20 protein-coding genes, 2 pseudogenes and 1 riboswitch are annotated in these 26,997 nt (G+C 71.6%); of the genes and pseudogenes, 13 read left to right on the top strand and 9 right to left on the bottom strand.

Annotated features, from left to right (window positions below; genetic code table 11):
* Positions 1-12: 12 nt before the first annotated feature.
* The 5 genes from E2C04_RS13525 to E2C04_RS13505 are packed head-to-tail and all read right to left on the bottom strand — an operon-like array spanning position 13 to position 4,304.
* Positions 13-723, bottom strand: coding sequence for an ABC transporter permease (locus E2C04_RS13525; protein WP_135832990.1), 711 nt, complete (start codon positions 721-723; stop codon positions 13-15).
* Positions 720-1,631, bottom strand: coding sequence for an ABC transporter ATP-binding protein (locus E2C04_RS13520; protein ID WP_135832989.1), 912 nt, complete (start codon positions 1,629-1,631; stop codon positions 720-722). Before E2C04_RS13520 ends, E2C04_RS13525 begins: the two co-directional genes overlap by 4 nt.
* Complete coding sequence (locus E2C04_RS13515; RefSeq protein WP_135832988.1) at positions 1,628-2,527, bottom strand: ABC transporter permease; 900 nt, start codon at positions 2,525-2,527, stop codon at positions 1,628-1,630. Before E2C04_RS13515 ends, E2C04_RS13520 begins: the two co-directional genes overlap by 4 nt.
* On the bottom strand, positions 2,520-3,476 hold the full coding sequence (locus E2C04_RS13510; RefSeq protein WP_229721580.1) for an ABC transporter ATP-binding protein: 957 nt from the start codon (positions 3,474-3,476) through the stop codon (positions 2,520-2,522). Before E2C04_RS13510 ends, E2C04_RS13515 begins: the two co-directional genes overlap by 8 nt.
* A gap of 27 nt (positions 3,477-3,503) precedes the next feature.
* Entirely contained in the window at positions 3,504-4,304 is an 801-nt protein-coding gene (locus tag E2C04_RS13505; protein ID WP_135832987.1) for an AraC family transcriptional regulator, read from the bottom strand.
* 77 nt (positions 4,305-4,381) lie between these two features.
* On the opposite strand from E2C04_RS13505, the gene E2C04_RS13500 reads away from it, so the two are divergent.
* A complete protein-coding gene (locus E2C04_RS13500; RefSeq protein ID WP_135832986.1) occupies positions 4,382-4,903 on the top strand; it encodes a VOC family protein in 522 nt (173 codons plus the stop codon).
* A 60-nt stretch (positions 4,904-4,963) separates the two neighbouring features.
* A complete protein-coding gene (pcrA, locus tag E2C04_RS13495; RefSeq protein WP_135832985.1) occupies positions 4,964-7,420 on the top strand; it encodes a DNA helicase PcrA in 2,457 nt (818 codons plus the stop codon).
* An 87-nt stretch (positions 7,421-7,507) separates the two neighbouring features.
* Here the strand turns inward: pcrA and E2C04_RS13490 are convergent, their stop codons facing one another.
* On the bottom strand, positions 7,508-8,338 hold the full coding sequence (locus tag E2C04_RS13490) for a M23 family metallopeptidase (RefSeq protein WP_202977796.1): 831 nt from the start codon (positions 8,336-8,338) through the stop codon (positions 7,508-7,510).
* Between the two features lie 618 nt (positions 8,339-8,956).
* Between E2C04_RS13490 and sucC the strand changes: the two are divergent.
* Positions 8,957-10,124, top strand: a pseudogene (sucC, locus tag E2C04_RS13485) (ADP-forming succinate--CoA ligase subunit beta).
* 17 nt (positions 10,125-10,141) lie between these two features.
* Entirely contained in the window at positions 10,142-11,020 is an 879-nt protein-coding gene (gene sucD, locus E2C04_RS13480; protein WP_135832983.1) for a succinate--CoA ligase subunit alpha, read from the top strand.
* A gap of 135 nt (positions 11,021-11,155) precedes the next feature.
* On the opposite strand, the gene E2C04_RS13475 is transcribed toward sucD, so the two are convergent.
* Positions 11,156-12,994 carry a SigE family RNA polymerase sigma factor gene (locus tag E2C04_RS13475; protein ID WP_135832982.1) on the bottom strand — a complete coding sequence of 613 codons (1,839 nt, stop codon included), beginning with the start codon at positions 12,992-12,994 and terminating at the stop codon, positions 11,156-11,158.
* A 203-nt stretch (positions 12,995-13,197) separates the two neighbouring features.
* Between E2C04_RS13475 and E2C04_RS13470 the strand changes: the two genes are divergently transcribed.
* The 5 genes from E2C04_RS13470 to E2C04_RS13450 all read left to right on the top strand — a co-directional run bounded on the left by E2C04_RS13470 (position 13,198) and on the right by E2C04_RS13450 (position 18,236).
* Complete coding sequence (locus E2C04_RS13470) at positions 13,198-14,490, top strand: cell division protein PerM (protein WP_135832981.1); 1,293 nt, start codon at positions 13,198-13,200, stop codon at positions 14,488-14,490.
* A gap of 9 nt (positions 14,491-14,499) precedes the next feature.
* A complete protein-coding gene (gene purN / locus E2C04_RS13465; RefSeq protein WP_135832980.1) occupies positions 14,500-15,123 on the top strand; it encodes a phosphoribosylglycinamide formyltransferase in 624 nt (207 codons plus the stop codon).
* Positions 15,124-15,133: 10 nt separating this feature from the next.
* Positions 15,134-15,224, top strand: a riboswitch (ZMP/ZTP riboswitch).
* 28 nt (positions 15,225-15,252) lie between these two features.
* Positions 15,253-16,890 (top strand): bifunctional phosphoribosylaminoimidazolecarboxamide formyltransferase/IMP cyclohydrolase, encoded by a 1,638-nt coding sequence (gene purH, locus E2C04_RS13460; RefSeq protein ID WP_229721581.1) that lies wholly within the window; start codon positions 15,253-15,255, stop codon positions 16,888-16,890.
* A 130-nt stretch (positions 16,891-17,020) separates the two neighbouring features.
* A complete protein-coding gene (locus tag E2C04_RS13455) occupies positions 17,021-17,884 on the top strand; it encodes a bifunctional methylenetetrahydrofolate dehydrogenase/methenyltetrahydrofolate cyclohydrolase (RefSeq protein WP_135832979.1) in 864 nt (287 codons plus the stop codon).
* A gap of 19 nt (positions 17,885-17,903) precedes the next feature.
* Positions 17,904-18,236, top strand: a complete 333-nt coding sequence (locus tag E2C04_RS13450) for a DUF3017 domain-containing protein (protein WP_135832978.1) — start codon at positions 17,904-17,906, stop codon at positions 18,234-18,236.
* A 70-nt stretch (positions 18,237-18,306) separates the two neighbouring features.
* Here E2C04_RS13450 and E2C04_RS13445 read toward each other — a convergent pair whose 3' ends face one another.
* Positions 18,307-19,296: a malate dehydrogenase gene (locus tag E2C04_RS13445; protein ID WP_135832977.1), complete on the bottom strand. Its 990-nt coding sequence runs from the start codon at positions 19,294-19,296 to the stop codon at positions 18,307-18,309.
* Between the two features lie 91 nt (positions 19,297-19,387).
* Between E2C04_RS13445 and E2C04_RS13440 the strand changes: the two genes are divergently transcribed.
* A complete protein-coding gene (locus tag E2C04_RS13440; RefSeq protein ID WP_135832976.1) occupies positions 19,388-20,146 on the top strand; it encodes a hypothetical protein in 759 nt (252 codons plus the stop codon).
* 23 nt (positions 20,147-20,169) lie between these two features.
* Here E2C04_RS13440 and E2C04_RS13435 read toward each other — a convergent pair whose 3' ends face one another.
* Entirely contained in the window at positions 20,170-20,919 is a 750-nt protein-coding gene (locus E2C04_RS13435) for an aquaporin (protein ID WP_135832975.1), read from the bottom strand.
* Between the two features lie 108 nt (positions 20,920-21,027).
* On the opposite strand from E2C04_RS13435, the pseudogene E2C04_RS13430 reads away from it, so the two are divergent.
* The 3 genes and pseudogenes from E2C04_RS13430 to E2C04_RS21575 all read left to right on the top strand — a co-directional run bounded on the left by E2C04_RS13430 (position 21,028) and on the right by E2C04_RS21575 (position 26,933).
* Positions 21,028-23,219 (top strand): annotated as a pseudogene (locus E2C04_RS13430) (NADP-dependent isocitrate dehydrogenase).
* Positions 23,220-23,355: 136 nt separating this feature from the next.
* A complete protein-coding gene (locus E2C04_RS20140; protein ID WP_238694297.1) occupies positions 23,356-25,269 on the top strand; it encodes an ABC transporter ATP-binding protein in 1,914 nt (637 codons plus the stop codon).
* Positions 25,270-25,532: 263 nt separating this feature from the next.
* On the top strand, positions 25,533-26,933 hold the full coding sequence (locus E2C04_RS21575) for an ATP-binding cassette domain-containing protein (protein WP_338088845.1): 1,401 nt from the start codon (positions 25,533-25,535) through the stop codon (positions 26,931-26,933).
* Positions 26,934-26,997 lie beyond the last annotated feature (64 nt).

Here is a 26,997-nt window from a genome sequence, read left to right as displayed (position 1 = left end):
GGTGGCCCAGCGTCAGTCGTCGCCCTTCAACGCGAACGAGCGGAGCCGGTCGCCGGAGAGCCAGACCCCGCCGACGGTGACCACGGCCAACGCGAACGCCGCCCACCACAGCGCGATGTCCGGGCCGGCGAGGCCGTCGGTCAGCGAGCGCGCCACCCGGTGGCCCCACTGGTAGATGCTCAGCCAGGCCACCCCCGAGAAGACGTTGGCCAACGTGCCCTCCCACAGCAGCACGAAGAGGAGCCCCGCGACCACCGCGTGCTTCCACACGGTGCTCAGGGCGAGGAAGAACGCTGCGTACGCTGCCGCGCTCAGCGCGCCGCCGAGGCTGCGGGCCGCGACGTCCCCGGCGTCGCCGGGGTTGACGGCGACCCCGGTGACCAGCATCAGGACGGGGCCCAGGAGCAGCACGGAGCCCAGGGCGACGACGTACTTGCTGACGGCGACCGAGTGGCGGCTGATCGGCTTGGCGAGCAGGTAGACGATCGAGCCGTCGTCGACCTCCGGGCCCATCACGGCGGTGGCGCCGACGAGCGCCAGCAGCGGCAGGACGACCGAGAGGCCCAGCCCGAACATGGCGTCCGTGGCCAGCTCGGGCTCACCGGTCAGCACCCGGATCAGGACGGTCAGCCCGGTCAGCAGGAGCGGGAAGAGCAGCAGGATGATGAAGCGCTTGCGGCCGGCCAGTGCGGCCAGGGCGAGGCGTGCGATCGTCGGGTTCATCGGGCCACCAGGTAGGAGAAGACGCTCTCGAGGGACTCGTCGCTGGGCGAGACCTCGCGCAGCAGGAGGTCGCGCTCGCGCGCCCAGCGGGGGAGTCCGTGGGCGAACTGGCCGAGGTCGGAGACCTCGACGTCGATGCCGGCGTCGGTGAAGCGCACCGCCCGCACCGACGGCTGCGCCACCAGCAGCGTGGCCAGGGCGCGGTCGTCGTCGGAGCGGAGGAAGTACTGCACGGGACGGTCGGTCATCAGACGGCGGATCGCGCCGAAGTCGCCGGAGGCGGCGTGGCGCCCGGAGACGACCACCTCGATGTGCCGGGCCAGCCGCTCCACCTCCTCGAGGATGTGGGAGCTGAAGAGGATGGTGTGCCCCTCCTCGCCCATCTGCCGCAGCAGCTCCATCAGCTCCATGCGCTGGCGGGGGTCGACCCCGTTGAACGGCTCGTCCAGCATCAGCACCGCCGGCTCGTGCACGAGCGCGGCGGCGATCTTGACCCGCTGGCGCATCCCCTTGGAGTAGGTGTCGATCTTGCGTCCGGCCGGCTCGACCATCGCCACCCGCTCGAGCGCCCGCTCGGTGGCGGCGGCCGCGTCGGGGAGCCGGTGCAGGTCGGCGTTGGCCCGGACGAACTGCCGCCCGGTGAGGTAGCCGAAGCTGATCTCGCGCTCCGGCACCAGGCCGATCAGGCGGTAGGCGTCGGTGTTGCGCCACAACGGCCGGCCGTCGAGGGTGACCTCACCCGAGGAGGGCGCCAGGAAGCCCGTCATCATCGCCATCAGCGTGGTCTTGCCGGCACCGTTGGGGCCGAGCAGGCCGGTCACGCCGGGGCCGATCCGCATGCTGACGTCGTTGACCGCCACCACGTTGCCGAACCACCGGGAGACACGGTCGAGGACGATCTCGGTCATCGACGGCCCGCCTTCCGGAACCGCACGACCAGGAGCTGGACGAGCACGGCGACGACCGCCAGGGCGACCACGACCATCAGGGTCACCATGCCGGCCCCCTGGGGCGGGGTGGGCACCGAGTTGCCGGCGTCCATCGCGTCACCCAGACCGTTGACCAGTGACCACGGCGAGAAGAGCGCAGCCACCTCGCCCACACGGTCCCTGTCGTTCGACCAGGCGATGCCCTGGACGATCTGCACGACCAGGTTGCTGACCAGGACTGCCAGGACGGTGCCGACCACCGCGAAGCCCCGGCGCAGCGCCACGCTGGAGACCAAGGCGCTCAGTGAGGCCAGCAGCAGCGCCAGGAGCAGGGTCAGGGGCAGTGACCTGCCGAGCATCTCGAGCTCGTCGCCCACGTCCAACCCGTTGAGCAGGCCGCCGACCAGGAGCACCACGTGCGGCGCCAGGACGAAGAGCAGGACGGCGGTGAACCACGCCGCCCAGCGGGTCAGGGTGAAGACCGCAGCGCTGAGCGGACGTGCCAGGTAGAGCACGATCGAGCGCGAGCGCAGGTCGCGGGAGAAGACCACGGGGGCCTGGGCAGCGACGAAGATGCTGATCGGCACCTGGAGCGCGGAGGTGTAGGAGGCGTAGCTCATCACCTGCTCGCTCAGGCCGACGATCGAGACCACCCCGACCATGATCACCGCAGGCAGCAGGGTGATCACGCCGAGCAGCACGGGCAGCACCTTGGAACGGCCCGAGCGACCCAGGCCGTACGCGTGCCGCAGGGCGGTCAGGTAGAGCGAGGCGGCGATGCGGGCGTTGGACTCGCGCGGTCCGTCGTAGGGCCGGTAGCCGATGTCGTGGATGACGCCGCCGGCGGACGCCGCGGGACGGACCGGCTCAGACACGGTGCGCTCCTTGGGTGAAGACGTCCTCGAGGTGGCCGTGGTCGGCCTCGATGCGGACGAGGTCGAGGTCCAGGTCGACGACGGTGTCGCGCACGACCCGGTGGACGTCGAGGCCCGGCGGTGGCGCGTCGACCCGCACCATCGACCCGCGTGGCTGGCAGGCCAGGCCCGCTGCCGCGAGCGCGTTGCCGAGGCGGTCGCGCTCGACCGTGCCGCCGAGCACCTCGACGAGCAGCGCGCCGGTGCCCTCCAGGAACTGGCTGGTGGCCGACGCCCGCAGCAGCACCCCGGCGTCGAGCACGACGACGTGGTCGCTGACCCGCTCCAGCTCACCGAGCAGGTGGGAGGTGACGAGCACCGGGATGTGGAAGTCGGTGCTGATCCGGCGGACCAAGCGGAGCATGTCGATGCGTGAGGCGGGGTCGAGGCCGTTGGTCGGCTCGTCGAGGAAGACCAGGCGCGGGTGGTGCACCAGCGCCTGCGCGAGTTTGGCACGCTGCTTCATGCCCGTGGAGTAGCCGCCGAGCAGGCGGTAGCGCTCCTCGTCGAGGCCGACGATGCGCAGGATGTCGGCGGCGCGCTCGCGGGCCGGGGCCTTCGGCAGCCCGGACATCCGTGCCATGTGCACGACGAACTCGCTCGCGGTCACGTCGGGCGGCAGGCAGTCGTGCTCGGGCATGTAGCCGACGACGGCGCGGATCCGGTCGGACTCGCTCGCCACGTCGTGGCCGAGCACGGTCGCGGTGCCGGCGGTCGGCTCCTGCAGACCGAGGAGGATCTTGATCAGGGTCGACTTGCCGGCGCCGTTGGCCCCCACCAGGCCGGTGACGCCCGGACCGATCGACAGGGTCAGGTCGTGCAGCGCCATCACGCGACCGAAGTCCATCGACAGGCCGGTGGTGGTGATGACCGGCGCGTCGGCGACGGGGCCGGTGGTCTCTGCGGTCACCCTCGGAACCCTAGCGGCCCTCGGGCCTCACGCCCCGGTGACTCGCTGGGCGGAGCGGGCCCGGTACTCGCTCGGCGTCATCCCCAGCACGGCCCGGAACTCGTGGGCGAGGTGGGCGTGGTCGGCGTACCCCCACTCGGCGGCCACGTCGGCGACGTCGACGTCCGGGTCCGTCCGCAGCCGCTCGGCGGCGTCCTGGAGCCGTCGGCGCCGCAGCAGCGCCGACGGCGGGAGGCCGACGTACGCCCGGGTGAGCCGCTGCACCGTGCGCGGCGAGACCGCCAGGTACGCCGCCAGGTCCTCGAGCCGGGTGATCGCGGGCGCGGACTCGCAGGCGTCGACCACCTCGTTGGCCAGCAGCGCGGCGGGGGAGGGGTGCAGGTCGAGCCCCTCCAGCCACGCGACGTACGCCGCCACCGCGCCCTGCCTGGCAGCCTCACGGTCGGTGCCCCGCATCGCCTCGCTCACAGCCGCGTGCAGGGCAGGCAGCTCGAGGACCACCTCGCGGTCCCGCAGCGATCCCGGGTCGTCGGTGAAGTGCGGCATCATCGCCGGTCGGAGCAGCGCGCCCACGGCCCATCCGCGCCCGGAGAGGTCGCGGTGGGTCCGTCGGGTGGCGGGGCCCGAGAGCTCGACGTCGTCGACCTGGACGACGAGGTTGGTGGCGGGATGGGCCAGGACGTGCTGGCGCGAGGTGCGTCCGGGAGCGAGGTCCCACTCGGGGATCCAGAACCAGCGCACGAGGTGCGCGACCTGCGGCGGCGCAGGCAGCCGGTGCAGCGAGGGCAGGCGGGAGGGGTAGAGGATCCCCTTGGTGGAGACGTCCACGTTCCCTCCTCCGATGGTCGTGGGGCTGTCGCTTTTCTCCAAGCATGACGCCGATCGAGCCACCTAGCGTCGTGGACATGGACGAGAAGACCACTGACCAGACCGCTGACCAGACCACTGCACCTGCGCACGGCGAGCACACCACCCACGGCCGTCCGCACGGCTTCTCCTCGCTCACGCCCTTCCTGGTCGTCGAGCGGGCGCGCGAGGCCATCGACTTCTACGCCGACGTCTTCGGGGCTCGGGTGCTGGGCGTGACCGAGATGGGCGGCCTCGTCGCCCACGCCGAGCTGCAGCTCGACGACGGACGCCTCCAGATCGGGCAGCCGAACCCGGAGTACGGGCTCGTCGCCCCGCCCGGGGAGGGCGACTGCTACTCGCTGGGCCTCTACTGCACCGACGTCGACGAGCTCGTCGCCCGTGCCGAGGAGGCCGGCGCCGAGGTCCGTGAGGCCCCCACCACCTTCGTCTCCGGCGACCGCTTCGCCAGCCTCCGTGACCCCTTCGGCGTGCGGTGGTCGGTGATGACCCGCGTGGAGGACCTGTCGGAGGCCGAGAGCGCCCGCCGGGTGGAGGAGTGGGCCGCGCAACAGGGGTGAGGGCCCGGGCCGCCGCGGGGGCCGGAAAGGTCGGTGGCGGGCCGTAGGGTTGGGGGCACCATGGAAAGCCCCTTCACCCTCCCCGGCCTCGAACACCTGACCCCGTCGGAGCCCGCCGCTCCGCGGAGCTCGGGGTCTCCTGCTGCGCCCGCTCCGGCGCGACGTGGGCCGACGCGTGAGGCGCTGCTCGAGGGGCTGAACGACCCCCAGCGCGAGGCCGTCGTCCACGAGGGGTCGCCGCTGCTCGTGGTGGCCGGTGCGGGGTCGGGCAAGACCCGCGTGCTCACCCGCCGCATTGCCTGGCTGGTGGCCGAGCGCGGTGCGCACCCCGGCTCGATCCTGGCGATCACCTTCACCAACAAGGCCGCGGCCGAGATGAAGGAGCGCGTCGAGGAGCTGGTCGGCAAGCGGGCCCGGCTGATGTGGGTCTCGACCTTCCACTCCTCCTGCGTGCGGATCCTGCGCAAGGAGGCCGACAAGCTGGGCTACAAGTCCAGCTTCTCGATCTACGACAGCGCCGACTCCAAGCGCCTGATGGGGCTCGTGCTCAAGGACCTCGAGCTCGACCCGAAGAAGTACCAGCCCAACGCGGTGCTGAACTGGATCTCCGACCGCAAAAACGAGCTGGTCGACGTCGACCAGGCCGCCAAGGACGCGAAGAACGCGTTCGAGGAGGCGTACGTCCAGGCCTACCGCTCCTACCAGCGGCGCCTGGCGGAGGCCAACGCGATGGACTTCGACGACCTGATCATGTCGACGGTGCACCTCTTCCAGGCGTTCCCCGACGTGCGCGAGACCTACCGCCGTCGCTTCCGGCACGTGCTGGTCGACGAGTACCAGGACACCAACCACGCGCAGTACGCGCTGATCCACCAGCTCTGCGCGCACGACCCGGAGGAGTCCGGCGCGGTCGGCTCCGGCGGTGAGCGCGTCGCCCCGGCCGAGCTGATGGTCGTGGGTGACGCCGACCAGTCGATCTACGCCTTCCGCGGCGCCAACATCCGCAACATCCTCGACTTCGAGAAGGACTTCGCCGACGCGACCTCGATCCTGCTGGAGCAGAACTACCGCTCGACGCAGACGATCCTGGCCACCGCCAACCAGGTCATCGGCAACAACAAGGGGCGCAAGCCCAAGCGGCTGTGGACCGACTCCGGCGACGGCGAGAAGATCGTCGGCTGGGTGGCCGACGACGAGCACGCCGAGGCCCGCTTCGTCTCCGACGAGATCGACCGCTTGGTCGACGCCGGCCACCGGCCCGGCGACGTCGCCGTCTTCTACCGCACCAACGCGCAGTCCCGGGTCTTCGAGGAGATCTTCATGCGCACCGGCCAGCCCTACAAGGTCGTGGGCGGCGTCCGGTTCTACGAGCGCAAGGAGGTCCGCGACGCGCTCGCCTACCTGCGCGTGCTGGTCAACCCGGCCGACGAGATCTCGCTGCGCCGCATCCTCAACACCCCCAAGCGCGGCATCGGCGACCGGGCCGAGGCCTGCGTCGCTGCGTACGCGGAGCGCGAGCGCGTCACCTTCTTCGAGGCGTTGACCAAGGCGCACCTCGCTCCGGGCATCGCCACGCGGTCCCTGAAGAACATCCAGGGCTTCGTCGACGTGATGACCGAGGTCCAGCAGATGGTGGAGGCCGACGAGCGGCCCGACGTCATCCTCGAGTCGATCCTAGACCGCTCCGGCTACCTGGCCGAGCTGGAGGCCTCCGACGACCCGCAGGACGGCACCCGCGTGGAGAACCTCGCCGAGCTCGTCGCGGTCGCGCGTGAGTTCTCCGAGGACCCGCAGGCCGGCCCGTCGGCCGACCCTGCTGACGTCGAGGCCGGCACCGTCGCCCCGGGGCTCGGTGACTTCCTGGAGCGGGTCGCCCTGGTCGCCGACAGCGACCAGATCCCCGACGACGACGGCGACGCCGGGGTGGTCACCCTGATGACGCTGCACACCGCGAAGGGGCTCGAGTTCCCGATCGTCTTCCTCACCGGCCTGGAGGACGGCGTCTTCCCGCACCAGCGCGCGCTCGGCGACTCCAGCGAGCTGGAGGAGGAGCGCCGGCTGGCCTACGTCGGCATCACCCGGGCCCGCGAGCGGCTGTACGTCTCCCGTGCGGTGGTCCGCTCGGCCTGGGGCGCCCCCTCGCACAACCCGGCCTCCCGGTTCATCGACGAGTTCCCCGTCGACCTCGTCGACTGGAAACGCACCGCCGACGCCGCGCCGCGTTGGGGTCGTCCCGACGCCTACGCCAACACGAGTACGCGGCTCGGGGCGCCCACCGACGCCGGGCGCCGCAACTTCTCCTCGGCCGCAGCCCGCATGGACGCCGTCTCCAAGGCCAAGTCGGCGCGCGAGATCCCGTCGCTGTCCCCGGGAGACCGCGTCGTCCACGACTCCTTCGGGATGGGCACGGTCGTCGCCCTCGAGGGGATGGCCGAGAAGGCGGTCGCCTCGGTCGACTTCGGCTCGGCGGGGGTCAAGCGGCTGCTGCTGCGCTACGCCCCGCTCGAGAAGCTCTGACGAAGACCTGTCCCTGCACGCACGAGAGCCCCGGCCGATCCGGCCGGGGCTCTCGTCATGTGCGGGGGAGGGGCGTGGCCCCTCACCTCACGGCTGGAGGCCGTGCGACAGCAGCGTGCTGTAGGGGTCGACCGGGCTGCCGCCACCGGGACGGACCTCCAGGTGGAGGTGCGGGCCGGTGGAGTTGCCGGTGCTGCCCAGGGCGCCGATCACGTCACCGCCGGCGACCTTGTCGCCCACGCTCACGTTGATGGCGGACTGGTGGCAGTACCAGATCTCGGTGCCGTCCTCGAGGGTGAGGATGGTGCGGTAGCCGTAGGAGCCGGCCGAGCCGGTCTCGGTGATCGTGCCGTTCGCGACGGCGATCAGCGGCGTACCGGTGGCACCGGCGAAGTCCAGGCCGGTGTGGACGGTGGACCACAGGTGGCTGGAGAGGCCGAACGTGGCGGTCAGGCGGTAGTTGCTCACCGGCATGTGCCACAGGTTGGCCTCGACGATCGCGGCCTGCTTGTTGGCCTGCGCGTGCAGACCCTGCAGGGTCTTGCTGCGCGCGTCGGCGGCGGCCTCGGCGGCGGCGACGAGCTTGGCCTCGGACTCCTCGGCCTTCGCCTCGCGACGGGAGTCGCGGCTGACCACGCCGCCACGGTCGGCGAGGGCGGCGGAGGCGGCACTGGTCAGGGCGTTGCTGGCGCTGACGTCGGCCGCGGAGACCTGGTCGGAGTCCAGGCCGGGGCCGAGGACGGCACCTCCGACGGAGATGGCGAGGGCGGCGGCGCCGGCGAGCACCGGGAGCGAGGGGAGGCCCTTGAAGAGCGGCCCTCGGCTTCCGGTGTGGGCCGCGGCGCGGCGCTTGCCGGCCACGGGGGCGGCCGGGAGGTCGACGGTGGAGATGGCGGGCAGGCGTGCGGGGACGGCCACGTCGGGGGTTGCGCCGGTCGCGGGGGACTTGGCGGTCGTCGCGGTCTGCGAGGAGGCGAGAGGCTCGACGGCCTCGATCGCGGACTCCCCGGAAACGCGAGAGACCCGGCTCGCCGAGGCGGGCGCCTTGCGGGCGCCGCCCTGTGGGGCGTTCCGGGTCAGGAGGGGCTTGCGGGCACGATCCGCCGAGGCTGTGCGGCGGGGGCCGCGTTCAGCTCGATGGTTTCCCATGTCTTAGGCACCTTGTGGGTCGGGGGCGGTGGACGTTGCCTGCTGGGGCAACCCGAGCGACTGTAGTGGAACCGGCTACTCGGATGTAATCCTCAGGTCCTCGATTCTGGAACAGAGTTGATGCGACTGCAGGCGAACGGCGGAATCCACCCGAACGCAGGCCGTTCTCGCCCCCGGCACGGGTGGTTCATCTCACGAATTGGGTACGCGGTCGAGTGGCCCCGCCGTGGCGCCCGGGGGTGAGCCCGGTCACACGGGGCCCCGTGCGTTGTCTCAAAATCGCGTCCGGGGGTGGGGGCGGTTTAGTGTGCCTAGGTTGGAACGCGCTCCCCTGGACTTCGTTCGGGGCGGCCCGCGCGCACGCGAACTTAAAGGATTGAGTGGATCGTGGACCTGATGGAGTACCAGCGCGAAGGAACTCTTCGCCAAGCATGGAGTGGCAACCACTCTCGGCAAGGTCGTTGAGACCGCCGAGGACGCCAAGGCCGCCGCCGAGGAGATCGGTGGTGTCACCGTGATCAAGGCTCAGGTCAAGGCCGGTGGCCGTGGCAAGGCTGGTGGCGTCAAGATCGCCAAGACCGCGGACGACGCGTACGAGTACGCCAAGGCCATCCTCGGCATGGAGATCAAGGGCCTCACGGTCAACCGCGTGCTCGTCACGCCGGCCACGCCCCCGGTGGAGGAGTACTACTTCTCCTTCCTGCTCGACCGCGCCAACCGCGGCCACCTGTGCATCGCGTCCGTCGAGGGTGGTGTGGAGATCGAGGAGGTCGCCAAGACCAACCCCGAGGCCGTGCGCCAGATCCGCATCGACGCGCTCGAGGGTGTGACCCCCGAGAAGGCTGCTGCGATCGTCGACGAGGCCAAGTTCCCGGCCGAGCTGCGTGACCAGGCCATCGAGATGGTCCAGAAGCTCTGGAAGGTCTACGTCGAGGAGGACGCCACCCTCGTCGAGGTCAACCCGCTTGCCCGCCTCGAGGGCGACAAGCTGGAGGCCCTCGACGGCAAGGTGTCGCTCGACGAGAACGCCTCCGAGTTCCGTCACCCCCACCACGCGGACTTCGAGATCCGCGAGGAGGCCGACCCGCTCGAGGCGAAGGCCAAGGACAAGGGCCTCAACTACGTCAAGCTCGACGGCCAGGTCGGCATCATCGGCAACGGCGCGGGCCTGGTCATGTCGACCCTCGACGTCGTCGCCTACGCCGGTGAGGCCCACGGCGGCGTCAAGCCCGCCAACTTCCTCGACATCGGTGGCGGCGCCAACGCGCAGGTCATGGCCGACGGCCTCGACGTGATCCTCCACGACCCCCAGGTCAAGAGCGTCTTCGTCAACGTCTTCGGTGGCATCACCGCCTGCGACGAGGTCGCCAACGGCATCGTCGGCGCGCTCGGCATCCTCGGCGACGAGGCCACCAAGCCGCTGGTCGTGCGTCTCGACGGCAACAACGTCGAGGAGGGTCGTCGCATCCTCAACGAGGCGAACCACCCGCTGGTGACGCTGGTCGACACGATGGACGGTGCGGCCGACAAGGCCGCCGAGCTGGCGAACGCCTGAGACAAGGAGAACTTGAAATGACGATCTACCTGAACAAGGACTCCAAGATCATCGTCCAGGGCATCACCGGTGGCATGGGCTCCAAGCACACCGACCTGATGCTCCAGTCGGGCGCCAACATCGTCGGTGGTGTCAACGCCCGCAAGGCCGGCACCACGGTCGAGCTCAACGGTGAGACCCTCCCGGTCTACGGCACCGTCGAGGAGGCCATGAAGGAGACCGGCGCCAACGTGTCCGTCGCCTTCGTGCCGCCGGCCTTCACCAAGGCCGCCTGCATCGAGGCCATCGACGCCGAGATCCCGCTGCTCGTCGTGATCACCGAGGGTGTGCCGGTCCAGGACACCGCCGAGGTGTTCGCCTACCTGAACGGCAAGAAGACCCGCATGATCGGCCCCAACTGCCCGGGCATCATCTCGCCCGGAGAGTCGCTGGCCGGCATCACCCCGCACACCATCGCGGGCAAGGGCCCCATCGGTCTCGTGTCCAAGTCGGGCACCCTGACCTACCAGATGATGTACGAGCTGCGTGACTACGGCTTCACCACCGCCATCGGCATCGGTGGAGACCCGATCATCGGCACCACGCACATCGACGCCCTCGAGGCCTTCGAGAACGACCCGGAGACCAAGGCGATCGTGATGATCGGCGAGATCGGTGGCGACGCCGAGGAGCGCGCCGCCGCGTACATCAAGGAGCACGTGACCAAGCCGGTCGTCGGCTACGTCGCGGGCTTCACCGCCCCGGAGGGCAAGACCATGGGCCACGCCGGCGCCATCGTCTCGGGCTCCTCGGGCACCGCGCAGGCGAAGAAGGAGGCCCTCGAGGCCGCCGGCGTGAAGGTCGGCAAGACGCCGTCCGAGACCGCCCTGATGCGCGAGATCATGCAGAACATCTGACACACGTCAGAGACGGACGCCCCGGCCACCGGCCGGGGCGTTCGGCATTTCCCGACCCTTCGCGGCTGCCGCCCTCGGGGCCGGTCCGCGCCCAGAGGCGCGCGGCGCGGCCGGGCGGGAGTGGGCGGAGGTGGCTCAGTCCTGCTCGAGGCGCAGGCGCGGCAGGCGCTCCAGCGCCCGCTTCGAGAGGTCGGCGAAGTCGGCGCGCGAGATCTCCAGCTTGCCCGCCGGCACGAAGCCGACCTGGGAGACGGTGTTGCCGTGGCGGATGATCGCCATGAAGACCTCGAGCGAGCGGTCGCCGGGCAGCTCCGACTCGACGTGCCAGGCGGTGAGCTCGCTCTTGCCGCCGCGCTGGTCGACGATCCTGGTGACCTCGGTGCTGAGCTCCTCGTCGGAGCAGCGCGCCATCTTGGCGCGCACGCCCTCCACGAACTTGCGCGTCTGGGCGGCGTTGCGGGTCAGGCCGGCGGTCTGGGTGAGGCCGAAGGTCGGGTTCTTCTGCGCGGCCTTCGGGAAGAGGAAGGTCCGCGACAGGTGGATCCGGATGCTCTTGCCGGTGAAGGCGGTGGTGTCGCAGCGGGTCGACGCCTCGTTCTTGGTGAGCTCCTTGGCGGTCGTGCCCACCCACGACTCCCTGGTCCCGGAGATGGGCGGCATGTCCCACTCGCTGAGCATCCCCGGCACCTCGCCGGCGCGGGGGACGTCGGTGCGTCGCGGCTTCGGCGGGGCCGAGCAGGCGCCGGCGCCGGACTGCCCGCACAGGGCGTTGACCGAGGCGCCGAGCACGGAGGCGACGCGCTCCGGAGCGGTCGACCCGCCCTTGACCTGGGTCATGGTGGTGGAGACGATCTGGCCGGTCCGCGCCACCGCCACCTGCACGGTGCGGTCGGGGCCGCGCCACTGGCGCAGGGTCACCACGCTGGCCTCGTCGCCGACGTCGGGCAACGAGTGCACGCCGACCAGCTGGGTGGAGGGGGCCGAGCAGGCGGTGAACCAGCCGAGCGCCGTGCGGTAGGTCTCCTCGGCGTCCTCGGGCGTACGTGAGAGCTCGACCATCTGGACCGCGGCAGCGCCCGCGTCTCGCTTCTTGCGCGGGGCGCCGGAGAACGTACGCACGTAGGCACCGAGTCCGTCGGGGTCGGCGAAGCTGGCGCTCTGGCAGGGCAGCACGAGGCCGTCGCCGGTGGTGTTGTCGTGGGTCTCGCCGACCGTCCAGGTCAGGCCCCGGTCGACGCGCCGCAGCTGGCTGGCGGCGAGCAGCGACTCCTCCGACAGGGTCGGCACCTCGGGCACCGTGTCGACCTTCATCGGCCGGCGGCTGAAGCCCTGCTCGGCCAGGGCGGCGTCGTCGTCGCTGCCCTGGGCGACCAGCGAACCGCTGGCCACGACCAGGGCGAGGGTCGCGAGCACGCCGGCGACTGCGTGCGTACGTCTTCGTGCCGTGCCGGCGCGGCGCAGGATCGTGGAGCGCGGCCAGCGCCCGGCGATCACGGTGCGCAGCCCCTCGAGGCGGAGGCCGACCTCCTCGACGGTGCAGCCGCGGGCCTGCGCGAAGTCGGTGTTGGCGCTGGTCACCAGGTCCTCGGCGGTGCGTGCGGTCACGCCGATCTCGCGCGCCAGCTGGCCCATCGGGACGGGGGAGAGGTGGGTCAGCACCAGCGCCTTGCGCTGGTTGAGCGAGAGCCCGTTGAGCGCCTCGAGCGTCTCCTTGACGTCGTCGGGAAGGTTGCGCTCGCGGTGCCACGGACGGGCGTTGTGGCGGTGCCGGGCACGACGCCACACGTGCGGACGGACCCAGCCGATCCGGTCGTCGACGCGCCGCACCTTGTTCCAGTGGTGCCAGGCCACGGCCAGCCCGTCGCGCACGGCGGTGCGCGAGACGGCGAGGTCCCCGGTGAGTGCGTAGGCCTCGACGAGGAGTCGGTCACGGACGTCCTTGTAGAAGGCGTCGAACTCTGCGGGCTGATCCATGGCGTCGACAACCGTACGCCGCGGGCCCACGCCACGCACTTCGACGTACCGGTGGGCGGGCGGCGGCGTGGCTGTCGAGGTCCGCCCACCTCGACGCGCGATGATGGCCCGGACATGGCACCCGCACTCCCTCCTTCTTCGACCGTCTCGTCCCACGCCCCTGCCGGGGCGGAGGTGGCCTCATCGGGCGACCTCGTCCCGCCATGCTGTGGGGGATCGTCCACGGACTGCTGGCGGTCGCCGGGCCACTGGTCGTGGCGGGCCTGCTCGGGGTCGTCGCCTGGTTCCTCAGCGACGCCGGCGCGCACGGGAGCGCACGTGACGGCGTGCGCCACGGCGCGATCGCCTGGCTCGTCGGCCACGGCTCCGGCTTCACGGTCGACGGGGTCGCGGTCACCGTGGTGCCGCTGCTGCTCACCGGCGGGCTCGCCTGGTGGGTGTGGCGCTGCGCCCTCAGCCTGGGGGAGCGGGTCTGGGCCCACGGGCCCGACGTCCACCGGCTCTCCGACGGGGAGCGCGACTTGACGGTCCCCGCGGCGCTGATCGGCTTCGCCCTCGCCTACCTGGCCAGCCTGCTCGTGGTGGTCAACCTGGTCTCCAGCGACACCTTCGACCCGCTGGTGGGACGGGTCCTGCTCGGGGGCCTGGCGCTTGCCGTCGGGCTGGGGGCGCCCGGCATCGCGACCGGCTCCGGTCGCGCGGCCGCGTGGGTCTCCCAGCTGCCGCCCGTGGTGCGCCACGCGAGCGCCACCGCCCGACGGGTGCTCCTCTGGTGGCTCGTGGTCTGCTTGGTGCTGCTCGTCGCCGCCCTCGGCCTCGGTCTGGGCCAGGCGATCGAGATGGTCGACACGCTCGGCCTCTCCGGCGGCGAGACCGTGCAGCTCCTCCTGCTCAACCTCGGCTTCGCGCCCAACGCCGTGCTGATGACCGGCGCCTTCCTGCTCGGTCCCGGCTTCGCGGTGGGGGTGGGGACCGTGGTCTCACCGGCCGCGGTGACGCTCGGGCCCCTGCCGCTGATGCCGCTGCTGGCGGCGCTGCCCGAGGCCGGCATCCCCCCGGCCTGGTGGGCGGCGAGTGCGGTCGTCCCGGTCGTCGTCGCGGGAGCAGCCGCCTGGCGCCACCAGAGCGAGCGCCCGACCCTGCGCTGGGACGAGGGCGCGCTGCGTGCCTGCGGTGCCGGCCTGGTCGCCGCGGCGGTGCTGACGGTCCTGACGGCGGTGGCCGGTGGCGCTGCCGGTCCCGGTCGGTTGCGTGAGGTCGGGGCGCCGGCCGGCGACGTGGGTCTGCACGCCGTGGTCTGGCTCGGCCTGGGGGCGCTGGCCGGCGGCCTGCTGGTCACCTGGTGGCAGCGGCGTACGTCGGTGCCCCTCGACGATCCCGCTGCCGAGGCAACGGCCATGGCAGGCACGGAGTCATCCATGGAGTCATCCACGGAGTCATCCTCGGAGGCGACCACGGGGTCGGTCACCGAGCCCGTGGTCGAGCAGGAGCCCTAGACTCCCCGGGTGCCCACCGCTGACCACACCCCCGCGCGCCTCGTCGTCCTCGTGTCCGGATCGGGCACCAACCTCCAGGCCCTGCTCGACGCCTGCGAGGACCCGGCCTTCGGTGCGCAGGTGGTCGCCGTCGGCGCCGACCGCTTCGACATCGAGGGGCTGGCCCGCGCCGAGCGCCTGGGCATCCCGACCTTCGTCAAGCAGGTCTCCCAGCACGACTCGCGCGACGCCTGGGACCTCGCCCTGCGCCGCGCGGTCGCCGGCTTCGAGCCCGACCTGGTCGTCCTCGCCGGTTTCATGAAGCTGGTCAGCGCCGACTTCCTCAAGGCCTTCGAGCACCGGGTGGTCAACACGCACCCGGCGCTGTCGCCCTCCTTCCCGGGCGTACGCGGTCCGGCCGACGCCCTGGAGTACGGCGTCAAGGTCACCGGGTGCACGCTCTTCGTCGTCGACCCGGGTGTCGACACCGGCCAGATCATCGCGCAGAGCGTCGTCGACGTGCTCGACGACGACACCGTCGAGACGCTCCACGAGCGGATCAAGATCGCCGAGCGGGCCATGCTCGTCGACTCCGTGGGACGCATGGTGCGTGAGGGGTGGAGCGTCGAGGGCAGGCGCGTCCGGATCGGCTGAGTCGACTAGGCTGGGCCCACACGACTGGCGAAGGTGGGCAACCACCGGGGAGTGGCCCCGAGCAGGGGCACTGACGAGCATCGACCGCCTGGGTGCTCTCTCCACGAGACAACCAACCGAGGAGAAGCAGTGTCTTCCGTGCCCACCGCCCATGACTTCAGCGCCGACAAGCAGGTCCCGATCCGTCGCGCACTCGTCTCCGTCTACGACAAGACCGGCCTCGAGGGCCTCGTCCGCGGACTGCACGACGCCGGCGTCGAGCTCGTCTCCACCGGTGGCTCCGCGGCCCTGATCGAGAAGCTCGGCCTGCCCGTCACCAAGGTCGAGGAGCTCACCGGCTTCCCCGAGTGCCTCGACGGCCGCGTCAAGACCCTGCACCCGCGCGTGCACGCCGGCATCCTCGCCGACCGCCGCCTCCAGGCCCACGTCGACCAGCTCGACGAGCTCGGCGTCGCGCCCTTCGACCTCGTCGTCGTCAACCTCTACCCCTTCACGCAGACCGTCGCCTCGGGTGCCAGCCCCGACGAGTGCGTCGAGCAGATCGACATCGGCGGCCCCTCGATGGTGCGCGCCGCCGCCAAGAACCACCCGTCGGTCGCCGTCGTCACCGACGTGACCTCGTACGACGCCGTGCTCGCCGCCGTGGCCGCCGGCGGCTTCACCTACGCCGAGCGCAAGAAGCTCGCCGCGCAGGCCTTCGTCCACACCGCCTCGTACGACGTCGCCGTCGCGTCCTGGATGGGCAACGTGCTCACCGACACCTCCCTCGACGACGAGGGCACCTCGACCGGCTTCCCGGCCTGGATCGGTGGCACCTACGAGAAGGCGGCCGTCCTGCGCTACGGCGAGAACCCGCACCAGCGGGCGGCTCTCTACGTCAACGGCTTCGGCACCCCGGGCCTCGCCCAGGCCGAGCAGCTGCACGGCAAGGAGATGTCCTACAACAACTACGTCGACACCGACGCCGCGCGTCGTGCCGCCAACGACTTCGCCGAGCCCGCCGTGGCGATCATCAAGCACGCCAACCCGTGCGGGGTCGCCGTCGGCGCCGACATCGCCGAGGCCCACCGCCGCGCCCACGAGTGCGACCCGGTCTCCGCCTTCGGTGGCGTGATCGCCTCCAACCGTCCGGTCTCGGTCGAGATGGCCCAGCAGGTCGCCGAGGTCTTCACCGAGGTCATCGTGGCCCCGGGCTACGAGGACGGCGCCGTGGAGATCCTCCAGGGCAAGAAGAACATCCGCATCCTCGTCGCCGCGGCCGACGCCAGCGCCGAGATCGAGACCCGCCCGATCTCGGGCGGCCTGCTCATGCAGACCGTCGACCACGTCGACGCGGTGGTCGACGGCGGCGGCGACGACCCGTCGACGTGGACCCTGGCCACCGGAGAGGCCGCCGACGAGGCCACGCTGGCCGACCTCGCCTTCGCCTGGAAGGCGTGCCGCTCGGCCAAGTCCAACGCGATCCTGCTCGCCAAGGACGGCGGCTCGGTCGGCATCGGCATGGGCCAGGTCAACCGCGTCGACTCCTGCAAGCTGGCCGTCGAGCGCGCCAACACCCTCGTCGAGGGCCAGGAGCGTGCCCGCGGTGCCGTGGCTGCCTCCGATGCGTTCTTCCCTTTCGAGGACGGCCCGCAGATCCTCATCGAGGCCGGAGTCAAGGCGATCGTCCAGCCGGGTGGGTCGGTGCGTGACGCGCTCACGATCGAGGCGTGCGAGGCCGCGGGCGTGACGATGTACTTTACCGGCACCCGCCACTTCTTCCACTGACGAGAGCCGCGGGGCGGGCGCCTGGCGGCGTTAGTCTCGGTCGCGGGTCGCTCCGCTCCCAGACCCGCTCCCTCGGCTGCCTTGCCAGACATCCCGCTCCACGACTCTCGCGACATCGAGGATTGAACACATGACTGCACGCAAGCTGGACGGCTCCGCGACTGCTGCCGCGATCAAGGAAGAGCTCCGGGGCCGGGTGGCCGCGCTCGCCGAGCAGGGCATCACGCCCGGGCTCGGCACGATCCTGGTCGGCGACGACCCGGGGTCGCGGTGGTACGTCGGGGGCAAGCACAAGGACTGCGCCGAGGTCGGCATCGCCTCGATCCGCATCGACCTGCCGGAGACCGCCTCGCAGGCCGAGATCGAGGACGCCGTCCGCCAGCTCAACGACGACCCCGCCTGCACCGGATACATCGTCCAGCTGCCGCTCCCGCGGGGCCGTGACGAGAACCGTGTCCTCGGCCTGATCGACCCGGCCAAGGACGCCGACGGCCTGCACCCGACCAACCTCGGCTGGCTGGTGCTGGGCACCGAGGCGCCGCTGCCGTGCACCCCCTTCGGCATCGTCGAGCTGCTGCGCCGCCACGACGTCGAGATCAACGGCGCCGAGGTCGTCGTGGTCGGCCGCGGGGTCACCGTCGGTCGTCCGCTCGGCCTGCTGCTGACCCGTCGCTCGGAGAACGCCACCGTGACCCTGTGCCACACCGGCACCGTCGACCTGGCCGCGCACGTGCGTCGGGCCGACATCGTGGTCGCCGCAGCCGGTGTGCCCGGCATCATCACCGCCGACATGGTCAAGCCCGGTGCGGCGCTGCTCGACGTGGGCGTCTCGCGCGTCGACGGCAAGATCGCGGGCGACCTCGCCGACGACGTCTGGGACGTCGCCGGATGGGTCTCGCCCAACCCGGGTGGCGTGGGCCCCATGACCCGCGCCATGCTGCTGGCCAACGTCGTCACCATCGCCGAGGCGCAGGTCGCCCGGGCGAAGGCCTGACGTGACGGCGGAGGGCGTCGTGGAGCCGGAAGAGGGGGAGCACCCCCTCGAGGAGGTCGAGGAGGCACCGGCCGAGCGTCGGTACCCCTCGACGATCGGCGGCGCCCTCTACCTCGCCATGCTGGCGGTCATCCTCGGCGGGATCCTGGTCGTCGTCCTCGGCTCGTGGCGCGTGGGGATCAGGATCTTCGCCGGCGCCCTGGTCGCCGGCGCAGGCCTGCGTATCGTGCTGAAGGAGCAGGACGCCGGGATGCTGGCGGTCCGCTCGAAGCCGGTCGACGTGGGTCTCTACCTGCTCGTCGGTGGGGCGCTCGCCACCCTCGCGAGCGTCATCCCCGACCAGCCCCTCTGACGGCTGACGGAACGACGGAGCCCGCCGCCCCCTGCTGAGCAGGCGGGGCGACGGGCTCCGGTGGGTCGCGTCAGATGAGGCCCAGTTCGGTGACGGCCTTGCGCTCGTCCTCGAGCTCGGCGACCGAGGCGTCGATCTTGGCGCGGGAGAAGTCGGAGATCTCGAGGCCCTCGACGATCGTCCACGCGCCGCCCGACGTCGTGACGGGGAACGAGGAGATCAGGCCCTCGGCCACGCCGTACTCGCCGCTGGACTTCACGGCCATCGAGACCCAGTCGCCCTCGGGGGTGCCGAAGAGCCAGTCGCGGGCGGCGTCGATGGTGGCCGACGCGGCGGAGGCGGCTGACGAGGAGCCACGAGCCTCGATGATCGCCGCCCCTCGCTTGGCGACGGTCGGGATGAAGGTCGACTCGAGCCACTCCTGGTCGTTGACCAGCTCGGCGGCGTTCTGCCCCTTCACCTTCGCGTTGAACAGGTCGGGGTACTGGGTGGCCGAGTGGTTGCCCCAGATCGTCATGTTGGTGATGTCGGTGACCGCGGCCCCGGTCTTCGCCGCGAGCTGCGAGATGGCGCGGTTGTGGTCGAGGCGGGTCAACGCCGAGAAGCGCTCGTCCGGGATGTCGGGGGCGTTGGTCATCGCGATGAGGGCGTTCGTGTTGGCCGGGTTGCCGGTCACGCCGATGCGCACGTCGTCAGCTGCCACCTTGTTGAGCGCCTTGCCCTGGGCGGTGAAGATCGCGCCGTTGGCCGACAGCAGGTCGCCACGCTCCATGCCCGGTCCGCGCGGGCGCGCACCGACCAGGAGGGCGAGGTTGACGCCGTCGAAGATCTTCTCCGGGTCCGACCCGATCTCGATGCCGGCCAGGTTCGGGAACGCGCAGTCGTCGAGCTCCATGACGACGCCCTCGAGCGTCTTCAGGGCGGGCTCGATCTCCAGCAGCTGGAGCTGGATCTGACGGTCCGCCGCGAGGGCGCCGGAGGCGAGACGGAAGAGCAGGCTGTAGCCGATCTGACCGGCAGCACCGGTGACAGCGACCTTCAGCGGGGCAGTGAGTGACACGAAAGCTCCTCAAGGATGAGTGCGAGCAGTGCAGTTCGCCTCGACCCTATCCCTATGGGTCGGCCCTGAGTCCAGAGTTTCGCGCGCTGGCATGCTGTGCCCATGGAGTCCGGCACCCCCCCGTTCCGAGGTCGAGCAGTCCGCTCCGGAGTCCCGGGGGCGCGGCGTACGACGCCTCCTGCTCGGGGCGCTCGGCCTGGCGCTCCTCGTCGGGGTCGTGGTCGCCGTCGAGCTCGGGTCGCCACGTCGGATCGACCCCACCGGCGTGGACGAGGTCCCCGGCAGCCCGAGCTCGTTCGTGGCCCGGGTCGACCACCCGTGGCTCCCGCTGACGCCCGGGAGGGTGTGGACCTACGAGGGGGAGGTCGACTCGGTCTCCGCGACGATGACGGTCACCGTGCTCGACGACGCCGTCGAGGTGGACGGGGTGGCGGCCACCGGCGTACGCACGGTCGTGGAGCGCGACGGCGAGCAGGAGTCGACGACCGCGTGGTTCGGCCAGGACCGCGACGGCACCCTCTGGCTGCTCGGGCGCGAGGGTGTGTGGGAGGCCGCGGACGGCGGCACCCCGCCCGGCCTCGTCCTGCCGGCGGAGCCGCGTCGTGGCGACGCCCAGCTCGTCCAGCCCCTCGACGGCGACGACCGCTGGGTGCTGGAGGTGGGGGAGTCGGTGGACGACGGTGTGGCGGTTCCGGCCGGTCGGTACGACGTCGGGCTGGAGCTGCTGCTGCGCCGCGGGGCCGAGCGGGCGGAGGAGGAGGTCACCGACCTGACGCTCGTGCGTGGGGTCGGCGTGGTGCGGGTCGTCGGCCCGGACGTGCGGCTCGAGTTGGTGTCCAGCCGCCCGTGAGCGACACCTGAGCGGCACCCGGGTCAGGCCAGCGGGTCGACCTCCAACGGCTCCTTGCCGAAGAGGAAGGCATAGCTGAAGCCGGCGATCGCGGCCCCCAGCAGGGGAGCGGCGACGAAGAGCCAGAGCTGGGCCATGGCGTCGGTGCCGGCGAAGAGTGCCGGGCCGATCGAGCGCGCCGGGTTGACCGACGTGCCGGTGGCGCCCATCGAGGCGAAGTGGATGATCGCCAGCGCCATGCCGATCGCGGCCGGGGCGACGATGCCGGTGGCCCGGGCCCGACGGTCGGTGACGGCCAGGATGATCCACAGGAACATCAAGGTCATCAGGGTCTCGAGCACGAAGGCCTGCCCGACCGCGTAGCCGCTCGCCGCCTGGTCGCCGAAGCCGTTCTGGCCCAGCCCCACCTCGTCGACGTCGTACGCCTCGAAGCCCTGCATCAGGAAGAAGAGCACGGCGCCCGCGAGGATGCCGCCGAGCAGCTGCGACAGCCAGTAGACCGGCACCTGCGACCACGGCAGGCGCCCGCCCACGGCCGCCCCGAAGGTGACCGCCGGGTTGAAGTGCCCACCCGAGACGTGGGCCATGGCCGCCGCCATCACCAGCACGACCAGGCCGAAGGAGAGCCCGGTCGCGACGTAGTCGCCCCCGCTCATCAGGGCGGCACCGACACCGAAGAGGACCAGGGCGAAGGTGCCGATCAGCTCGGCAGCAATCTTGTGCCCCGTCGTGGGCTGTGCGTTGATGGAGTCCGTCTGGCTCTGGCTCGTCATGTTCCACCTTCCCACGCGCGGCGGGCGACGGGCCACACCCAATTCAGGTCAGGTATCTTGATATCAAGCAATCCGTCTGGACCCATCCGACAAGGAGTCGCTGGCACCATGGCCAAGATCATCTACACCCACACCGACGAGGCGCCGCTGCTCGCGACGTACTCCTTCCTCCCCATCGTCTCGGCGTACGCCGCCAAGGCCGGGGTCGAGGTCGAGACGCGTGACATCTCCGTGGCCGCGCGCATCCTCGCGCAGTTCGGTCTGGCTGACGACTCGCTCGCCGAGCTCGGCGAGCTGGCGACCACGCCCGAGGCCAACATCATCAAGCTGCCGAACATCTCGGCCTCGATCCCGCAGCTCAAGGCGGCCATTGCCGAGCTCCAGGCCGCCGGCTTCGACATCCCGGACTACCCGGAGAACGCCGACACCCCCGAGGCGCAGGAGATCCGCGCCAAGTACGACAAGGTCAAGGGCTCGGCGGTCAACCCTGTCCTGCGTGAGGGCAACTCCGACCGTCGCGCCCCCGCCTCGGTCAAGAACTACGCCAAGGCCCACCCGCACCGCATGGGTGCGTGGCCGTCCGACTCGAAGACCAACGTCGCCACCATGGGTGAGCACGACTTCAAGTCCAACGAGAAGTCGGTGACCGTCCCGGCCGACGACACCCTCCAGGTCGTGCTGACCACGAAGAACGGCGAGAAGGTCGTGCTCAAGGAGGCCATCAAGGTCCTCGAGGGTGAGGTCGTCGACGCCTCGGTGCTCGAGGTCGCGCACCTGCAGTCGTTCCTCAAGGACGCGATCGCCCGGGCCAAGTCCGAGGGCGTCCTCTCTTCTCGGCCCACCTCAAGGCCACCATGATGAAGGTCTCCGACCCGATCATCTTCGGCCACGTGGTGAAGGCCTTCTTCGCCGACGTCTTCGCCCAGTACGGCGACGACCTGGCTGCCGCCGGCCTGTCGGCCAACGACGGCCTCGGCACGATCCTCCCCGGCCTCGACAAGCTGCCCAACGGTGCCGAGATCAAGGCTGCCTTCGAGAAGGCGATCGCCGAGGGCCCGGCCCTGGCGATGGTCGACTCCGACAAGGGCATCACCAACCTGCACGTCCCCTCCGACGTCATCATCGACGCCTCCATGCCCGCGATGATCCGCGGCGGCGGCATCATGTGGAACGCCGAGGGCAAGGAGCAGGAGACCCTCGCGGTCATCCCCGACTCCTCGTACGCCGGCGTCTACCAGGCCACCATCGACGACTGCCGCGAGAACGGCGCCCTCGACCCGGCCACCATGGGATCGGTGCCCAACGTCGGCCTGATGGCCAAGGCGGCCGAGGAGTACGGCTCGCACGACAAGACCTTCGAGATCGCCGAGGCCGGCACCGTCGAGGTCGTCAACGGCGCCGGCGAGGTGCTGCTCTCGCACGAGGTCGCCGCCGGTGACATCTGGCGCGCCTGCCAGACCAAGGACGCCTCGATCCGCGACTGGGTCAAGCTCGCCGTCAACCGTGCCCGCGCCTCCGCCACCCCGGCCATCTTCTGGCTGGACGAGGCCCGCGCCCACGACGCGCAGCTCATCGAGAAGGTCAACACCTACCTCGCCGACCACGACACCGAGGGCCTGGACATCCGCATCATGGCTCCGGAGGAGGCGACGAAGTTCTCCCTCGAGCGCATCCGTCGTGGCGAGGACACCATCTCGGTGACCGGCAACGTGCTGCGTGACTACAACACCGACCTCTTCCCGATCCTCGAGCTCGGTACGTCGGCCAAGATGCTCTCCGTCGTCCCGCTGATGAACGGTGGTGGCCTCTTCGAGACCGGCGCTGGCGGCTCGGCCCCGAAGCACGTGCAGCAGCTCGTCGCCGAGGACTACCTGCGATGGGACTCGCTGGGTGAGTTCTTCGCGCTCGTCCCCTCGCTCGAGCTCTACGCCGAGCAGTCGGGCAAGGACGGCGCCAAGGTGCTGGCCGCCACGCTCGACAAGGCGACGGAGTCGTTCCTCAACAACGACCGCTCGCCGGGCCGCAAGCTGGGCACGATCGACAACCGTGGCTCGCACTTCTACCTGGCCCTCTACTGGGCCCAGGAGCTCGCCGCGCAGACCGAGGACGCCGAGCTGGCCGCCGCCTTCAAGCCGCTGGCCGAGAAGCTGGCCGCCGAGGAGGAGACCATCGTCGCCGAGCTGCTCGCCGTCCAGGGCAAGCCCGCCGACATCGGTGGCTACTACCGCCCCGACGCGGAGAAGACCACGAAGGTCATGCGTCCGTCGCAGACCTTCAACGACGCGCTGGCTGCTCTCTGACCGAGCACGACCTGACGGCGTGGCCGCACTCACCGGAGCCCGGTCGACCGAGAGGTCGGCCGGGCTCCGGCGTTGCTGGGGCACCGGCGGAAAATGAGAGGAAAGTCGTCGGCCCCCGGGCGTAACGTCGACCAGGATGAGCAGCACCGTGCAGCAGCGTGAGACCACCCCGCTCCTCGAGGGGGCGGGCTCGCCGGCGTACCTCGACGACCCCCGTCGACGGGTCGACTGGCGACGTCTGAACACCCCGGCGGCGGTGGCCGCCCTCCTCTGCGCGGCGATCGCCGCGATCGGCACCACCCTCGGCACGGTGGTCGCCGGACGGCTGGCCGAGGACCCGACCCGGGCGCTGGTCACGGTCCTGGCCCTCTGCGTCGTGGGCGCCTCGCTCGTCGACACCGCCGGCAAGGTGGTGTGGGTCGGGGTCTCCGACGTCGCGGAGGGGCGCCTGCGCGAGGACCTGCTCGACGCCGCCCTGGCCCAACCCCTGGCGACCTTGGGGGAGCAGGCGGTGGGAGAGATCCTCGACCGGGTCGACGACGACACCCACGAGGTCGGCAACCTGGTGCGCTGGCAGGTGTGGATGCTCGCTCGCACCGTCTTCGGCGTGGTCCCCATGTGGATCGTCGCGGGACTGACCTGGTGGCCGTCGTGGCTGCTCTTCCCCGTCCTCGGTGGGCTCACCTTCCTCGCGGTCCGTGGCCTGCTGGGAGAGATCTCCCGGCGCAAGGTCGTCGAGGAGATGGCGTGGACCGACCACGCAGCCGCCCTCGAGGAGGGCATCGCCGGCCGCGACGACCTCCGCACCAGCCTCGGCCAGGCGCACGTGGTCGCCCGGCTCGCCCGGCTCTCCGCCGTGGTCCACGAGCGCTTCCGCGAGGTCGTCCTCGTCGAGTCGCAGGTCTGCCGCCGCGCGGGCCTGCTGCTCCACGGCCTGCTGGCCGGCATCGGCGTCGCGGGCATCGCGGTGGCCGTCACGGGCGACCTCTCGGTGGCCCGGCTTGTCACCCTCTTCCTCGTCTCCTCGCTCTTCGTGGGCCAGGTCGCCATGCTGGCCAACCACCTGCCCGACCTCCAGGCCGGGCTCGGGGCGGTGATCCGCCTGCGCCAGATGCTGGCCGTCGAGCCGGAGCCCACCGGGGGCCGGGTGCTCGACGGCGCGGGCGCCGTGGCGATCGACGTGACCGACCTCGACTTCTCCTACGCCGAGGGCTCCTTCGCGCTCAGCGGCGTCTCCTTGCACGTCCCGGCCGGCCAGACCATCGCGCTGGTCGGGCGTACGGGGTCGGGCAAGTCCACGCTCGCCTCACTGCTCTCCCGCGCCGTCGAGCCGCCGCGGGGGAGCGTGTACGTCGGTGGCGTCGACGTCCGCGACCTCGACCTGCAGCAGCTGCGCGCCGCCGTGGGCGTGGTCACACAGCGCACCGAGATCGTGGCCGGCACCCTCGCGGAGAACGTCACCCTCTTCGGCCCGCAGTCACCTCGTGACGTCGAGGCGGCGCTCGCCCAGCTGGGCCTCAGCGACTGGGTCGCCGGGCTGCCCGACGGCGTCGACACCCTGCTCGGCCCGGGCGGCACCACGCTGTCCTCGGGGGAGGAGCAGCTGGTGGCCTTCGCTCGACTGCTCCTGCGCGACGTCAAGGTGGTCGTCCTCGACGAGGCCACGGCCCGGATGGACCCCCTCACCGAGCGCCGCGTCGTGGCCGCAGCCGACCGGCTCCTGCTCGGGCGCACCGGCGTGCTCATCGCCCACCGGCTCTCGACCATCGAGCGCGCGCCCTGGTGGCCGTGCTGGACCACGGCCAGGTCGTCCAGGCCGGCGAGCGCGACCAGCTCTCCGTCGCGCCCGGCCCCTTCCGTGACCTGCTGCTCGCCAGCCGCATCGACGGCGCCGGCGTCCCCGGCGACGTGCCGGTCGACCTGCCCGAGCCCCCGCACGCCGCCGATGGGGCCGGCGGCCCGGCCGACGAGGACGGGCGCGGCGTCGGCGGACGTCGCCGCTCCGGACCGCCTCCGGAGCTGGCCGCCGTCGGCACCGGGCCGTCGCTGAGTGCGGGCATCGCGCACGCGCTCTCCGTGAGGCCGTGGTGGGGGATCGGCGGCGCCGTCGGCTTCCTCGCCGCTTCCCTGACCGGGGCCCAGGGCGCCGTCACCGGACTGATCTGGGGTCACCTCGTGGAGGACCTCGACTCCGGCGTGCCGACCTGGTTGGTGGTCGCGCTGGTGGCCTCGCTGCTGGTGGCGCCGCTCCTGCTCGCCGACGCCTTCTACCGCTACCCGCGTTGGTGGGTCGAGGTGCTGCTGCGCGTGCGGATGCGGGTGCTCTACGGGCAGACCGCGCAGCACCGCCTGCCGCGCACACCGGCGGGCGAGGTCGTCGGGCGCACCATGGACGCCGACCGCTACGCCCGCTACGCCGACCGCTGGGTCGACTTCGTCAACGGCATCCTGATCGCCGCCGCCACGGCCGCGCTCGCCGGCACCTGGATGGCCGGCGCGGTGCTGGTCACGGTCCTGGTCACCTCCGCCCTGGCCTCCGCGGTCGGCCGCCCGATCGCCGGACGCTCGGCCGCCGCCGCCTCGGCTGCCCGTGCCCGCTTCGGCCGGGCGCTGGTCTCGGTGCTGGAGTCCGCGCGCACGGTCAAGCTCGCCGCGGCCACCGGGGCTGCCCGCCGTCACCTGCTCCACGTCGACTCCGGCCGGGTCTCCGCCGCGGTGCGCGAGCACCGCGTGCAGGGTGTCCTCGACGGCGTCCCGATGCTCATGGTCCAGTGCGGCGTCGTGGCCGCCTGGGCGGTCCACGTGGGCGGCGGCTGGGGCCTGGGCACCACGCTGCTCGTGGCCAACGCCGTCTCCGGCTTCGACTGGTTCGGCCGGGTGGCCGGCATGGTGGTCACCGAGGCGCCGGGCACGCGGGCGTGGCAGCAGGAGACCAGCCGGTTCGCCGGGGGAGCGGACCTGATGGACCTCCCGCCGGGCGTCGACCTGGTCCGGGGCGTCGCGCCGACCCCACCCCTGGTCGATCGGGTTCCCCTCGAGGAGATCGCCCTGCGCGGTCTCTCGGCGGTCCACGACGACGGCACGATCGGTGTCCAGGGCGTCGACCTGACGATCCGTGCCGGTGAGCAGGTGCTGCTGCTGGGGCAGGTGGGCTCCGGCAAGTCGAGCCTGCTCGCGGCGCTGGCCGGCCTGGTCTCCCACGGCGGGTCGATCACCTGGAACGGCACCGAGGTCGGTGACGCGGAGGTCTTCCTGCGGCCCGGACAGGTCGCGCACGTGGCACAGGTGCCGCGGGTGCTGTCGGGGTCGTTCGCGGACAACGTACGACTGGGGCATGAGCGCCGCTTCGACGACCCGGTCGCCGCGGCTCGGCTCGGTGCCGACGTCGCCGAGGCCGGAGGGCGGGACGCCCTCGTGGGGCACCGCGGCGTACGGCTCTCGGGCGGGCAGGTGCAGCGTCTCGCGCTGGCGCGGGCGCTGGCCACCGATGCCGAGCTGCTGCTCGCCGACGACGTGTCGAGCGCGCTGGACGCCCGCACGGAGACCGAGCTGTGGCGCGCGTTGCGTGAGCGCGGCACCACCGTCATCGGGTCCACGGCCAAGCGCTCCGCCCTCGAGCTCGCCGACCGGGTCGTGGTGCTGGTCGACGGCCGCATCGCCGAAGTCGGGCCGTGGTCGGAGCTCTCCGCGCGGTGGTCGCACCTGGCCGGGTGAGGTGCTCCACACGGGTGGCCGAGGATGCGGGAATGCCTCGGCCGCTCGCGTAGTTTCCACCTGA

The sequence above is a fragment of the Nocardioides daphniae genome (genome assembly GCF_004777465.1).
In the GTDB taxonomy this organism is placed as follows: domain Bacteria; phylum Actinomycetota; class Actinomycetes; order Propionibacteriales; family Nocardioidaceae; genus Nocardioides; species Nocardioides daphniae.
The sequence above is the reverse complement of the archived record's forward strand: the minus strand, read 5'-3'. Positions and strand labels throughout refer to the sequence as shown.